General features: G+C 31.6%; 7 protein-coding genes. 6 read left to right on the plus strand and 1 reads right to left on the minus strand.

The annotated features are described in order from the left end of the window. Positions 1-52 precede the first annotated feature (52 nt). A complete protein-coding gene (locus tag VDP25_RS09745; RefSeq protein ID WP_334469251.1) occupies positions 53-7582 on the minus strand; it encodes an Ig-like domain-containing protein in 7530 nt (2509 codons plus the stop codon). A 528-nt stretch (positions 7583-8110) separates the two neighbouring features. Between VDP25_RS09745 and VDP25_RS09750 the strand changes: the two genes are divergently transcribed. From VDP25_RS09750 to VDP25_RS09775, 6 genes are all read left to right on the plus strand, one after another. Next, positions 8111-9727 (plus strand): glucosamine inositolphosphorylceramide transferase family protein, encoded by a 1617-nt coding sequence (locus VDP25_RS09750; RefSeq protein WP_334469253.1) that lies wholly within the window; start codon positions 8111-8113, stop codon positions 9725-9727. A 327-nt stretch (positions 9728-10054) separates the two neighbouring features. After that, complete coding sequence (gene murJ / locus VDP25_RS09755; protein ID WP_334469255.1) at positions 10055-11395, plus strand: murein biosynthesis integral membrane protein MurJ; 1341 nt, start codon at positions 10055-10057, stop codon at positions 11393-11395. Beyond that, positions 11395-12459 carry a glycosyltransferase family 4 protein gene (locus VDP25_RS09760; protein ID WP_334469257.1) on the plus strand — a complete coding sequence of 355 codons (1065 nt, stop codon included), beginning with the start codon at positions 11395-11397 and terminating at the stop codon, positions 12457-12459. The genes murJ and VDP25_RS09760 overlap by 1 nt, the downstream gene beginning before the upstream one ends. A 2-nt stretch (positions 12460-12461) precedes the next feature. Then, positions 12462-13652 carry a hypothetical protein gene (locus VDP25_RS09765; protein WP_334469259.1) on the plus strand — a complete coding sequence of 397 codons (1191 nt, stop codon included), beginning with the start codon at positions 12462-12464 and terminating at the stop codon, positions 13650-13652. Positions 13653-14007: 355 nt separating this feature from the next. After that, positions 14008-15441 carry an MBOAT family O-acyltransferase gene (locus VDP25_RS09770; RefSeq protein ID WP_334469261.1) on the plus strand — a complete coding sequence of 478 codons (1434 nt, stop codon included), beginning with the start codon at positions 14008-14010 and terminating at the stop codon, positions 15439-15441. Positions 15442-15444: 3 nt separating this feature from the next. Continuing rightward, complete coding sequence (locus tag VDP25_RS09775; protein ID WP_334469263.1) at positions 15445-16365, plus strand: hypothetical protein; 921 nt, start codon at positions 15445-15447, stop codon at positions 16363-16365. Positions 16366-16383: the final 18 nt, after the last annotated feature.

The raw sequence follows: 16383 nt of genomic DNA on the forward strand, positions 1-16383 counted from the left end.
AAAAGCACCAAAAAAAATTAATTTTTGGTGCTTTTTTCATGAGGTCGTTTTATTATTCTACGATTAGTTTTTTAGTTACATCTGTTTCTTCACCAATAAATTTTACAAAGTAAACACCAGATTGAAGTGAACTTATATCAACTTGAATCGTTGAGCTCGTACTTATATTTTCGTTAGATATTTGAGTACGTTGGATTAATTTCCCTGTGACATCATAAATATGCAAATCTGAAACAACCAACACTCCAGAAAATTTTATGTTAACTTGATCATCTGCTGGATTTGGGTATAAATTAAATTTAAAGTCTTTTGGGATATCTGTTGGATCCGTTGTTTGAGCTATACAATCCGTATCTATTTCTACTCTTACTGTAGCTTCATCAAAATCTAAAGGATTGAATACAGTAACCGTATAATCTGTTGTTACATCTGGAGACACCTGAATAGTTGGAGTTGTTTCTCCTGTACTCCACACATATTCATCTCCACCTGTAGCCGTCAATGTTGTCATTTCGTTTAAACAAATTACAACGTCTTCACCTGCGTCAGCATTAACATAATCAAATACATTAACAGTGACTAGTTTTTCGTCATAACAGTCGCCTATATAACCCTTAACTTCATAAGTTGTAGTTGTAGAAGGACTCACAGCAATATTAGGTTGTGTAGCACCATTACTCCATTCATAAGTATTTGCTCCCGAAGCTGATAACGTTACAAAGTCACCATTTAAAATCTCAACACTATCACCATTTGCAATTACCACTTCTGGACTTGGATCTACATGAACCATAACATCGTCAGTATCTTCTTGTCCATTATTAAAAACTGTAACAGTGTAAGATGTTGTAGATAATGGACTTACAACAATACTTTGTGTCGTTTCTCCTGTACTCCATAAATAACTATCACCTTCATTTGCTGTTAATGTAACTTCATAAGTTTGATTGTCACAAACATAAGCATCTTCACCTGCTGAAGCTAAAAATACAGGTATAACAGTAACAACTACCTCTACGACATCACTACTACAAGTATTTGTTGCACCTATCACTGTATATGTTGTTGTTTGAGTTGGGCTAACTACTATAGAATTAGAAGTGTCCCCTGTGCTCCATAAATAAGTTTCAGCACCATTAACAGATAAAGTTGTGCTTTCTCCTTCAACTATTGTAATATTTTCACTTGCTGTTATAACTGGTATTTCATTTACTGTAACCGTTACACTGTCTGTATCTGAATTCCCTAAATCATCAGAAACCGTAACTGTATAAGTGGTTGTTTCTGTTGGTGTAAATGTTGGATTGGCACCTGAACCACCAGTATTCCAAATATAACTTGTACCACCTGAAGCATTCAAGGTTACACTCTCGCCAATACAAATAGAAACATCGTTCCCCGCATTTGCGATAACCTCTGGTATTACGGTCACTTCAACTTGTGCCGTAGTTTCACAACCATTAGCTGAAAAACCAGTGACCATGTAAGTGGTAGTTTCTAATGGACTTACAACAATTGAGCTTGAAGAGTCACCTGTACTCCAAAGGTAAGTTTCTGCACCATCAGCAATTAAGTTTGCACTTTCGCCTTCAAATATGGTAATATTTTCACTTACTGTAATACTTGGTAATTCATTTACTGTAACCGTTACACTGTCTGTATCTGAATTTCCTAAATCATCAGAAACTGTAACTGTATAAGTTGTTGTTTCTGTTGGAGTGAATGTTGGGTTAGCAACTGTATCACCTGTATTCCAAGAATAGTTAGAACTTCCTGATGCATTTAATGTTACACTCTCACCTATACAAATTGAAACATCGTTACCTGCATTTGCTATAACCTCTGCAGGTATTACTGTCACTGCAACTTGTGCTGTAGTTTCACACCCATTAATAGAAAAGCCGCTAACCGTGTAAGTTGTAGTTCCTAATGGGCTTACTAAAATTGAACTTGATGAATCACCTGTACTCCAAAGATAAGTTTCTGCGCCATCAGCAATTAAGTTTGTACTTTCTCCTTCAAATATCGTAATGTTTTCACTTACGGTAAGGTTTGGTAATTCATGTACAGTAACTGTTACACTATCAGTGTCAGAGTAACCAAAATCATCAGATACTGTAACAGTATAAGTTGTTGTTTGTGTTGGGCTAAATGTTATTGATGCACCTGTTTGCCCGGTATTCCAAGAAAAATTAGATCCACCACCACCTGTAGCGTTTAGCGTTACACTCTCCCCAATACAAATAGAGACATCGTTACCAGCATTAGCTACAACCTGTGGTATTACCGTAACAATCACCTGTACTTCTTCACTTTCACAACCATTTGAAGAATAACCAACAGCTGTATACGTTGTGGTTACATTTGGACTTACTGAAATAGAATTAGAATTCTGACCAGTACTCCATAGATATACATGAGCTCCACTCGCTGTTAATGTAGTGCTCTCTCCTTCTATAATTGTAATATTTTCACCAATAGTTACATCCGACAAATTAGGGACAACAACTGTAACACTATCAGAATCAATATTTCCGTAATCATCACTTACAATAACTGTATACGTTGTCGTCTCTGTTGGACTAACAATGATTGAAGCACTAGTTTCTCCTGTATTCCAAGAAAAATAAGAACTACCTGAAGCAGTTAAAGTTACACTGTCTCCACTACAAATTACAACGTCAGGCCCTGCATCTGCAATTACTACTGATAATACTACAACCAATACCTCTTTAATAACTTGACAGCCATTTTCTGAAAAGCCAGTAACACTATATGTTGTTGACTCTGTAGGACTAACTGTTATTGATGCCGTTGTCTCGCCTGTTTCCCAAAGGTATGATTCAGCTCCACTTACAACTAAATTTGCGCTTTGTCCTTCCAATATGGTAATATCTTCAATTAAGGTTAAACTAGGTAAATCATTTACTATAACAGTAACGCTATCAGTATCCGAATTTCCGTAATCATCACTAACTGTAACCGTAAGTGTTGTAGTTTCTGTTGGGCTAAATGTTATTGAAGCACTATTTTGTCCTGTACTCCATAAAAAATTAGAACCCCCAGTTGCGCTTAAAATTACGTATTCACCTTGGCAGATTGCAATATCATTGCCGGCATTTGCTATAACTTCTGGTATTACAGTAACTGTCACTTGTAATGTAGTTGAACAACCATTACTTGAAAAACCTGTAACAGAATAGGTCGTTGTCTCTAAAGGACTAACGTTAATAGAGCTAGAACTTTCTTCAGTACTCCATAGATATGTATCCGCTCCATCAGCAATTAAATTTGTACTATCACCTTCATTAATAATAACGTTTTCACTAACAGTTAAATTTGGCAATTCATTTACTGTAACTGTAACACTATCGAAGTCAGAATTACCATAATCATCCGTTACAGTAACAGTATATGTTATTGTTTCAGTTGGACTAACAGTTATAGTACTACTTGTATCTCCAGTATCCCAAAGGTATGTTACACCTCCTGAAGCATTTAAAACAATACTTTCTCCACTACAAATAACAACATCGTCACCTGCTTCTGCAACTACTTCTGGAATTACCGTAACAGTAACTTCTGAGGTGCTTTCACAACCATTTTCCATAAAAGCAGTAATGGTATATGTTGTTGTTTCTGTTGGACTTACTACTAAAGTATCTGTAGTTTCACCAGTATTCCATAAATACGAATCTCCGCCTGAAACTTCAAGTGTTGTAGAGTTACCTGTAATGATAACAGTATCTTCACTTATAATAATTTCAGGTGTTGGTAACACAGTAACCATAACATCATCAGTAGACGAACAATTATTAGCAGTTACTTCAACACTATAAGTTGTGTCTTCATTAGGGTTTACTGTAATAGATGCAGTAGTATCTCCCGTACTCCACAAATATGAATCACCACCTTCTGCTGTTAAAACAACAGATTCTCCATTACAAATTACTTGATCATCACCAGCATTAGCTATTGGTAAAGGATTAACGGTTACGGTCACTTCATCCGAATCAGAATTTCCAAACCCATCTTCAACTGTAACTGTATATGTTGTTGTTTCTAAAGGTGTAAACGTTGGAGATGAACCTGTATTTCCAGTGTTCCATGTATAAGTTACACCACCTGATGCATTTAAAGTAATACTTTCTCCTAGGCATATTGAAACATCTTCGCCTGCATTAGCACTTAGAACATCCACTACAGTTACTAGTGTCTCAATAGTATTTTGACAACCATTTTCAGAAAATCCAGTTACTGAATATGTTGTATTTACTTCTGGACTTACTGTTATTTCTGCTGTTGTTTCACCTGTACTCCATAAATAAGAAACTCCACCGCTAGCTGTTAGCGTTACAGTGTTTCCGAACATAACAAACACATCTTCATTGGCTGTAATACTTGGAATTTCATTTACAAAAACCGTAACGGTATCTGTATCTGTAAAACCAAAATCATCTTCAACTGTAACAGTATAAGTTGTTGTTGTTTCTGGACTAACAACAAGATCCGAAACTTCTTCACCATTATCCCACAAATACGTTGAGCCACCTGAAGCAGACAGTGTAATAGTTTCTCCACTACAAATAGTCATATCATCTCCTGCATTGGCAATAACTTCTGGCACTACAGTAACTGTAACATTTACAGTAGCTATACAACCATTAACACCAAGAGAACTAACAGAATAAGTTGCTGTAACGTCTGGTGTTACTGTAATAGACTCTGTTGTTTCACCAGTATTCCATTCATAATTGTCTCCTCCATTTGCTGTAAGTGTAGTTGACTCACCTTCAACAATTACAATATCTTCAGTAACTATAATAGTTGGTGCTTCATTAACAAAAACTGTAACTTCATCTGTACTAGAACAATTATTAGAAATTACTTCTACACTATAGGTCGTTTCTAATTCGGGATTTACTTCAATTGAAGCTGTTGTTTCACCAGTACTCCATAAGTATGAAGTTCCACCTGATGCCGTAAGTATCGTTGATTCACCTTCACAAATGATTTGATCTTCACCTGCATTTGCAACAGGTAAGTCATTTACTGTAACCGTAACACTATCTTCATCTGTATTTCCTTCATCATCAGAAACAGTAACCGTATATATTTCTGTTGTAGTTGGATTAACTTCAATTGAAGCTGTTGTTTCACCTGTGCTCCATAAAAAATTTGGACCGCCAGACGCTGTTAACGTGACTGTTTCCCCACTACAAATAACTTGATCTAAACCTGCATCTGCGACTGGAAGTAAATCAAAAAAAAAGTTTATAGAAAAATCATCAATAGCTACAACACTACCAGAACCTCCATTTCCACTATAATAGGTTACTGTAAAGTTATAAGTACCTTCTTCAACCAAGTATGGTTCGAAATTTAAACCAACGTGTCCATTTGGAAGTCCTGCATAAATAGCATCACTCTCTATCCAGCTTCCATTAGTTGGTCCAGTCCACGTAATACCTACACTTTCAACTTCTGTACTATCGTCTCCTCCTTGAGGAATACACCTAAAATTTATTCTATCCCCTTCATCTTCTAAATTAATTGCAACATCGGATTCGATATTTTGAATAATCAAATCTGTTTCTGCATTATAAAGAACATAAGTTCCATAAAACTCATCTACTACGGTAATGACTGAACCATTAGTAATACCACCATCATTTGCAGTAAATAGTATTTCTACTTCACCTTCAGAAACTGCTGAAACTAAACCGTTGTCGTTTACAATAGCAATTGATTCATCACTACTTGACCAGGTACCTGTTACATCTGAAGTATTAGAAGGAAAAAACTCTGTTATTAATTGAACACTTTCACCGAGTTCTAAAATCGAATTTTCGGGTGTAATCAATAAAGATTCTAATGATATTACAATATTTGTTACTGTTAATTCTGTAGAATCTGTAAATCCACCATCCATAGATGTAAAAGTTATAGTTACTACACCTTCAGAAACAGGTGTAACTACTCCATTTGAATTTACTATTGCAATAGTTTCATCACTACTACTCCATGTACCATTTTGGTTTGTAGCTTCTTGTGGAAATATTGTTGCAGTTAAATTAATTGTATTTGGCATATTTACTGTAGCTATTTCTGGAGTTACTTCTACTCCTGTAGCTTCAATTACCTCAATTCCATTAAGATCAATTTCATTTAAATATTCCTCTACACCAATATATCCGCTTGGCCAAACATGATTAGATAAATCTTCATCTGCAGCAAAGCCTCTAGCTATTTTCCATACGTCTGGCATTCCATCGTTATTAGTATCAAAGCTTGATGGTCTTGTATTTTGAGGCACAGTTGGGTAAGGTATTGAAGTCTTGCTATCATAAAAACTACCTTCATACGTATCATTCTGAATCATTAAAATATCACTTGCATCTTTATCATCGCGATAAGGGTAAATAGAACCATTTGCATTTAACGTTTTATCGGCACCAACATCATCAAGTAAAGTATTGTAAACCTCACTAGCTGGTTTTATTGTAAAATTATGACCTGCAAGAGAAAACTGAGAACTCGTAAAATATTGTTCTGGCACTTGAGAATTTTCTGGTAAATGCGAACCAGCAAAAACTGACCACATATCTGAGTCATCTCCTAATGGTATTTCGCGCTGTTCTTCTATCAGGCTTCCTGCTGCGTAAATTAATGGGTTATTGTCTGGCTGTGTCTGCAATTTCTGTAAAAAACTTGCTGTAATATCTACATTATTAAACCATCCTGGTTGTCTTATTCCATTAGCTGAACCTTTGTAGTAATTATTTACTACGTTATATGTTCCGCTACCAGTAATTCTTATTAATCTATATTTCCAGTTATAAACTATATTATTTATGATATCGTAATGACCATTACCTTTTGGATTTGGAAATCTATGTGAAATATTGCTAAAAACATTGTTAACAAATGTAAAATCACCATCTTGAGTTTCTGTACCTAATATAGAACCTGTTTTGCTATCTTGAAAGAAACAATTTTGCACTGTAATATTACCCATTATAACAGTAGGATCTTGAGGTCTACCATAACCAGATGCTAAACTACCTGATTCATCTCCACCATGACTAAATGTACAATGATCAAAAATTATGTTGTTTCCACCCGTAAACCATAATGAATCTTGTATACTATTTTCGGCATTCCTAAACCGAATATATCTTATAATTACATTACTAACCTCTCTAAACATAAATTCAGATGTTTTAATACTTATACCACCTGCAGGAGCAGATTGACCTGCTATTGTTATGTTGTCATAATCAGATCCACTAATAATAGGTGTATAATTCCATTCGCTGGTTGCGTCAATTTCACCACTCACGTCAAAAACAATGATACGAGGACCAGGTGTCTGTATCGCTTCTTTTAACCCGCCTGGCGCATCCCAATCTAAAGTAGTAACATGAATAACTTGTCCTCCACGTCCTCCAGTTGCGTATGCTCCTGCACCTTTAGCTGTAGGAAATGCTAATTGTTGAGCATTTAAATTAAATGCTAAAAAGGATAAGAATAAAACAGGTAAATAATAAAATGATTTTAGGGTAATTTTAGGAAACTTCATAAATTCTTGGGTCATTATAACTTTAAGTAGGGATTGCAATCTATAAAAATAAAATGTTTTACTATGTTCAAATGCTTTATTATTCGACGAAATGCAGTCGAATGTATTTTTTTTCGATGAAATGTAAAAAAATGTAAGTTAAAACATACGATGAATATGAGTAAATATTTTAATTCATCTATATACGGACATTTAATACAGTTTAGACGTATCTAAATGTGACATTTAACACTTTATCGGATTTTTTTACAAAAATAACTATGAAATGCAGTAACTTTTAAAGTCTTTTTCCATAGTTATACAGAGTTATTAACATATAAAACTAGTAAAATAAGGTGGTCCAAATATTAATATGAAAATGACATACCTTTAGCTATAATGTAGATTGAAGCGGTAATTTTAATAACTGTATTAACTTAAAAAGTATTATTATTCCTTTAAAATTATTTAGTTTAGGTTAAAAATTGTTTTTTTGACTTTTATTAAAACAAAAATTAACAGTAACATTTTTTTCTTTTAGGTATTGATATGAAAAAACTAAGAATTGCATTAATTGTAGATCATATAAACTATTTTGCTTGGCAGGATGCAATTGTCAAAGACTTAAAGGATTCTAAATCTGTAGAAATAGTTTTAAAAATAGATTTAGACGAAGACATAAAGAAGGCAAAAAAATCTAAAAAAAAACTTCCTTTATTATGGAAACTGTTTTTAAAAATAGATTCAAAAATTTTTAAACCTAATCCTAATGCTACAGCAATACTTGATAACGATATAACATTAAACAATATACCTTCATATCAAATTACAGATAGCTTTATAGCTAGTGATTTAGATACATATAATTTAGATATTATTTTAAACCTAACTGAGACAAATTTTAATTTAAAAATACAAGATGCGGCTAAATATGGTATCTGGTTTTTAAATCATTGTGATTTAGATGGCATTAATAAAAGGCCATATGGAATTTGGGAAATGCTAGATCAGAAACCAGAAGTCGCAGGTGTACTTAGATACCTAAAATCAGGAATGTCATCACCTAAAACTATTGATCTCACATTTTCTTGTAAAGATGGATTAAGCTATAAAAGAAATCTCAATGAAATTTTATGGCAAACCCATTTTTTAATTAAAAATAATGTTGAATTATTAGCAACAAACGAAGAACTTTTTAATAAAAAGCTAGATTCTAAATCTCACATCTATGAATCCAAAGCGATTAATGTTCCTTTATTACCTCCTTCTAATTTAAAAATCTTAAGTTTTGTACTCAAATTATATAAAAACAAAATATTACAACTTATTAAAAGTCAATTTTATTTTGATCAATGGGCTTTAATCTTTTTTAACAACAAAAACGCTAATGACCCATTTAACCTAAAGTCTTACACAAAAATATTACCGCCTAAAGATCGTTTTTGGGCCGACCCTTTTTTAATAAAGCATAACGACAAAACATATTTATTTATAGAAGAATTAATTTATAAAAATAAATTGGGACATTTAGCTGTAATGGAAATTGACGAGCAAGGAAATTACACTAAACCAGAAACAATTTTAGTTAAAGACTACCACCTCTCCTACCCTTTTGTTTTTGAAGATAATGGCTCTTATTATATGATTCCTGAAACTAGCGGAAACAATGACATTCAACTATACAAAGCTACAGACTTTCCATTAAAATGGGAATTTCAACAAGTACTAATGAAAGATGTAATTGCTGTAGACACAACTATTTATAAAGAAAATGATACCTATTGGATGTTTACAAATATGAAAAAGCACAAAGGTGCATCTAAGCATGTAGAACTTTTCCTCTATTCTTCCAAAAGCCTATATACAGATCAATGGATTGAGCATCCTTTGAACCCAATAGTCACCGATATTAAAACGGCTAGACCAGCTGGCAAACTTTTTAATTATAATGGCAAACTATATAGACCTTCTCAAAACTGCTCTAATCATTATGGTTATGGACTTAATATTTCTGAAATAACAGCACTTAATACTAATAAATTTGAAGAAGATTTAATTTTTGCAATTAAACCCGATTGGGATAAAGCAATTAACTGTACGCATTCTTTTAATTCTGCTGAACAATTATATATAAGTGATATTAAAATTAAGAGAAAACGATTTTAATTTGTATTCTTAAACAATTTACAATTACCTAGTTATTAGTAAAGAAAGGAGTTTATCCCAAAAAAAATGACGTTAATATGATATTAAGGTACAGTTTAATTTATTTTTCACATATTTGCTCAGCATATTGATTAACCCAAATCTAAATGATTAAAGTCTTAAATATTACATTATAATAAAACAGCTATTTCATTTTCTATATTCATAGAAATCATGGAGTCACGATATAATTTTTATTTTAAAGAAGTAATATTTATAAATTTAATTTTTAGGCTTTCAAACATTAATATTTAAACCTTTTTTTACAAGCCAACTCCCCTACCTATAATGTCCATTTTTAAATTACAATACATAAGAAATAAAATTAATGATGCCTTACGCAATCCTCTTGTAAAAAACATGATGATTGTTGCTGTCATAGCAATGCTTATTAAGATTATTGCTTTTTATAAAGAAACGATCATTGCTGGTAATTTTGGTTTAGATGAGGTAATTGACACCTTTCTTGTCGCCATTTTAATACCTACATTTATACAAAGTGTATTTGTGAGTTCTCTTAACAATCTTTTTATACCTAATTACATAGCAGAATTAAAAAGTAACGGCAATAAAGGAGGTTTTCAATCTTTAATTATAACTATTACAGTTGGCATTTCATTATTCTCTTGTTTACTAGCTTATTTGGGTACAGATATGTTTTTAAATATTGTTTATTCTGAATTCCCAGATAACTACTATGCCCTCATAAAAGAACAATTATATTTTGTTATGCCCTGTTTATTTTTTTGGGGAATCTCTATAGCACTCCGTGGACTTTTAGAAGTATCTAATCGCTTTTTAGTAGCGACACTTTCTGAAATAATACCATTACTTACCATGATTTTCTTTTTACTATTTTTAAAAGATAATTTTGGATATATGGTATTAGCCTATGGTACTTTAGCTGGAAGTATATTAGGTTTTGCTTATTTGTTGTTTTTTTCGATAAAATATAATGATTTAACACTTAGCAAACCTGTTCTAAATGATAACTCTCGTTTAATGATTAATCAGTTACCACCTAAAATATCATCTAGTTTTTTATCTGCAATGAATAATTATATTGATCAATTTTTTGTAGGTCAACTTGCAGTAGGTTCACTAGCTGCTATTAGTTATGGAAATAGATTGCCTGCTTTTGGTGTAGCTATTGTAATAATGGCTTTAGGTAGTGTTTTATTACCTCATTTTTCTCGATTAGTTAACGAAGATTTAAAAGCGGCATATCATCAACTTTTTAGAGCTCTAAAATTAATCTTAGGTATAGGCATAATAATTGTTATAATTAGTGTTTTTATGTCAGATTGGATTGTTGAACTATGGTTAGAAAGAGATAAATTCACACATAAAGACACTTTGAAAGTTTCTGCTATTCAGCAGATTCTATTAGTTAGTGTACCTTTTAATTTATGTACATTGATAATGGTTAAGTTTCTTACCAGTATTAACAAAAATAGATTTATGGCATGGGTTTCTTTAGCAAATTTAATTATTAATATTACGCTAAACTTTATTCTTATAAAATATTACGATGTTTATGGGCTTGTATTAAGTACCACTTTGGTATTTATATTGGGTAGTGTGTTTTATTTCTCTTATACTTACAAACAATATAAATTGATTAAGTAATGAAAATAGATTTTGTCGTCAATTCCTTAGTAGCTGGTGGTGCCGAACGCGTGCTAATTCTACTTGCAAATCATTTTGATAACAAAGGACATGATGTTACCATTATTACATTCAATGAACCTGAAGTCTTTTCAGCTAATCCAACAGTTAAACGTATTAAATTACATGATGGTAAAATAAAAAATCATACGATAAGAAGTATTATAAACCTATACCAGATCTATTCAGATAAAAAAAACAGGCCAGATATTCTAATGCCTTTTATGACACAAACCAACTTTATAGGTGCACTAATAGGAAAGCTTAGAGGTATTAAAGTGGTTTCTGCTGAGCACAATAACCATTTAAGGAAAACCGATTTTATTGGAAAATTAGCTAGAAAGTATATGTATAGTAAATCTGACGCATTAACAGTACTTACCAAGTTTGATGAAGAATATTACAAAAGTAAAGGTGTTAATGCCTATATAATGCCTAATCCCTGTACGTTTGACATTTATAAAGAGACAGAAAGAAATAGAAAAAAAATAATATTAGCTGTTGGTGATTTAAATAGATATCACCATAAAGGATTTGATAACCTCATTCCGTTGATTGCACCTGTATTAAAGAAAAATAAAGATTGGAAATTAAAGCTCGTTGGTGGTGGTGATGAAGGCACAAAATTACTAAAGAATCTAACAAAAGAACATGAAATTGAAGATCAAGTTATTTTTGAAGGTTATTCTACAAAAGTTTCTGAAATTATGACAGAGTCAGAGATCTATGTACTTTCATCAAGAACTGAAGGCTTACCTATGGTAATACTAGAAGCCTTTGCACGTGGAGCCGCTTGTATTGCTTTTGATTGCGTAACTGGTCCTTCAGATATTATAGACTCTAACAAAAATGGCATTCTTATAGAGGATCAAAACTTTCAGGCAATGTCCGAAGGGTTAGATAAGTTAATAAATAATCCTCTTTTAAGAATTAAATTAGCTAATGAAGGTGTTAAATCCTTAGAAAAATATAATATAGATACTATTTATAATAATTACTTAAATATTTTTAAAAATATTCTATAATTATGAAAAAGAGTCTTGTAATTCATATTTGCTTTTTATTACCCTTTGTACTTACGGTTTTCAACCTACAAGTTTTTATTACAAGATTAGTATCTATGGCGATAGCTCAAGTTATAGCTTATGGAAATTTAGGATTATTAATACTAGGCGTAGCTTTATGTATTAAAGATAAAGGTCCATTATCAAAAACTGCTCGTTTATGGATTATTTTTTATCTCTTATATTTTATTTTTGCAATTTTAGCTAGTGCTATTCATTTTAATCCAGCTAATATTTTAGTTGCAATTATTCCATTTATATATGTTTTAGCTTTCTATGTTTATTTAAGTATACCGGAAAACCGTAAGGTTTTTGGTAATATAGCTGTTTTAGCATTTGTTTTATCTGGAATTCTAAGTATCTATTTATATAGTATAAATTTTGATTTAGATCGCGGAGGCACTTATGCATATAAGGACAGATCTGGTGGTGTTTATGCAGATGCTAACAATACAGCATTAGCAGCAATAATTTCGGTTGTTTTAATATTTAAGCTGTACAACCCTAAGAAGAAAATATTTAAACTGTTTAAATTATTAGCCATAGGAATTATGGTTTACGGTTTGATTCTTACATTCTCCAACACGGGTTTTATGGTGTTTATTATTTGCTTAACGATACTTAACCACAAGTTTTTCAGTGGATTAAGATTAATTCTAGGACTCTCATTGCTTCCTTTTGTATATTTAGCTTTAGCTAATCTAAACACATTAACAGCAGATTTAAATTTAATTGGTCAACAGCGAGCTAAAATTGATAACATTGTAAACATTGTCACTTTTAATACAGACAAGGTTGATACTTCTGGAAGAAATGAACTCTTAATGAAACTCATAACTAATTATGTATTTGAAAACCCTATATTAGGTAATGGTGTAGATTTTGCTAATTCTCAAAGCGCACATAATACAATTATTGGTGTCTGGGCAGATGCCGGGATTTTTGTTTTATTATTTTTCTTATTTATGTTAGGTAAATATTTCTTAGAAGCTATAAAAAGCCCTCCTGATATAAGATATTTTGTACTACCAATGCTATTAGTTCTATGCATATTTATGTTAAGTTTGCAAAGTGTAATAAATCAACCATATTTCATGGCTTTATTTGTGTACATGGGATATCTTGTTGATAATAAAAACATAAAAATAGCTTAACCATTAAGCTTTTATATTTCCTCATACCAAGTTAAAAAGTACAACAAATAAAAAAATCACATAGACCACTGAATTTAATTTCCACAACTCATTTTCAACCCATTAAACACTTACTCTATACTGTTGTCTAGTTTACATTTAATCTCTAATTAATATTTCTAACCGTTTTTAAACACTTGAATTTATATTAATTAAAGAAATAGACGAATAATTCATCTTTCTTTTTACTAATTCATGCAGATAGTAGTATATAATGTCCATTCAAAGAATAATTTTGATACTTTTACACACTTGTGACATCTTTACATTTCGGATTTATAACCTATTATAATGAAGACCCAAATTTTAACCATATATGTTTTTTAATTCAATAGAATTTTTCATATTTCTACCTATTGTTTTTGGGCTTTATTGGCTCATTGGTGGTAAAAATATTAAAACCCAAAATCTTCTTGTTGCAGCTGCTAGTTACGTTTTTTACGGCTGGTGGGATTGGAGATTTCTGTCACTCATATTATTTAGCTCTTTAGTTGACTATTCTATAGGAATAGCACTTGGTAAAAATGAGAAACCAACTACTAGAAAAACATTACTTTGGATTAGTATCTGCGTTAATCTTGGCTTCTTAGGTTTTTTTAAATATTATAATTTCTTTGTAGATAGCTTAATTAATTCCTTCACGTTTTTTGGCTCAGAACTCAGTATAAATACACTTAACATTATATTACCAGTAGGAATTAGCTTTTATACGTTTCAAACGTTAAGTTATACTATAGATGTTTACAATAGAAAACTAGAACCAACTAAAGATTTTGTAGGTTTTATGGCTTTCGTTAGCTTTTTCCCACAATTAGTCGCTGGCCCAATTGAAAGAGCGACCAACCTATTACCTCAATTTTCAGTTGAACGAAAATTTGATTATAGAAACGCGGTCGATGGCTTAAGACAAGTACTTTGGGGATTATTTAAAAAAATAGTAATCGCAGATAATTGTGCTAAATATGCTAACATAATATTTAATAACCATACAGATTACAATGGAAGTACACTCTTACTGGGTGCTTTTTTCTTTGCATTTCAGATTTACGGAGATTTCTCAGGATATTCTGATATTGCTATTGGTATTTCAAGATTATTTGGCTTTAACTTAAAAAGAAACTTCGCGTTTCCTTACTTCTCTAGAGATATCGCAGAGTTCTGGAGACGTTGGCATATATCACTTTCTACATGGTTTAGAGATTACTTATATATTCCATTAGGAGGAAGTAGAGGAGGCACAAGTATGAAGGTCAGAAATACATTTATCATCTTCATTGTTAGTGGTTTTTGGCATGGAGCAAATTGGACCTTTGTAATCTGGGGAGCTCTAAACGCTATATACTTTTTACCGTTATTGCTAGCTAATAAAAATAGAGTTAACACAAATTTAGTTGCTGAAGAAAAATATTTACCTAGCATAAAAGAGCTTGGTCAGATGGGATTTACCTTTTTATTAACGTTAATAGCTTGGGTGTTTTTTAGAGCAGATAACGTTACACATGCATTTTCTTATTTAAAAGGTATCTTTTCAGAATCTCTATTTTCTTGGGTAGAAATTTTCCCGAGTACAATTTTAGGTTTAGTATTCTTTTTTATCATTACAGAATGGCTAGGAAGAAGTGGAGAATATGCTATTGAAAAAGTAGATTTTATAAACAGACCTATACGTTGGGGGTTTTATCTGCTACTAATTATATTAATGTTTGCTTTTACTGGAGAAGAACAACAATTTATCTACTTTCAATTCTAAATCATGAAGAAATTCTTAAAAAATATAATAATATTTTTTCTTCTAGCTTTAATAGTTGGAGAAATTGTTGTTAGAGTGACACACACAATGTCTGATATCCCCCAAAGAGTTATTGACGAGAATGGGATACAAAAATATTACCCCAACCAAGAAGGTTACTGGAAAGGTGGTGATCATAAATGGAGTATTAATAAATTAGGTTGGCCTGGAGAATTACCAAATAGTTATGATAATCTAATCATGATTATTGGAGATTCATATATCGAAAATTTTATGAATCCTAATGATTGTCACCAATCAGCATTCTTAAAGAAAAACATGAAAACATTTAATTTCATGGAAGCCGGTCGTTCTGGTGTGTCGCTTATTGAAGCTATGGAAATTAGTAAAAACTTAGATTCTTTAAAACCTGTAAAAACATTAGTTTACGTAAACAATAATGATTTTTACGAAAGCATTAGAGACATTAAACCCCTACAAGATATAACGCAAGTTAATCTTAAAAATGGTACAATTGTTTACGGTAAAATGAAAGCACCTTTATTTAAAAAGATTTTATATAATTGGAAATTACTTTACTATTTCTATACTCGATTTCCTTTAAATAATCAATCAGAAAATGCAGAAGCACCTACAGTTAGTGAAGCTATTGAAGAGAATAACGATATATTAAAATCAAAGTCTGAAGTATTTAATTTAATTAATTATATAAAAGACAACTACTTTATTAAAGATAAAGTCTTTGTATTTCACCCTAATAGTAATACCGAAATTATTGAACAATGTAAAAATCTTGGCTTTAATATAATTGTTTTAGACTCTAGCAAAGATGATAAAAAATGGGTATTTGATCACGATAGCCACTGGACTTGTTACGGACATAAACAAGTGGCAAAGCAAATTTCTAATGCTTTATTAAAATAGAATAATCTATAATTTAGA

Origin of the sequence: Winogradskyella sp. ECml5-4, assembly GCF_036903175.1 — a bacterium.
Classification (GTDB): Bacteria; Bacteroidota; Bacteroidia; order Flavobacteriales; family Flavobacteriaceae; genus Winogradskyella; species Winogradskyella damuponensis.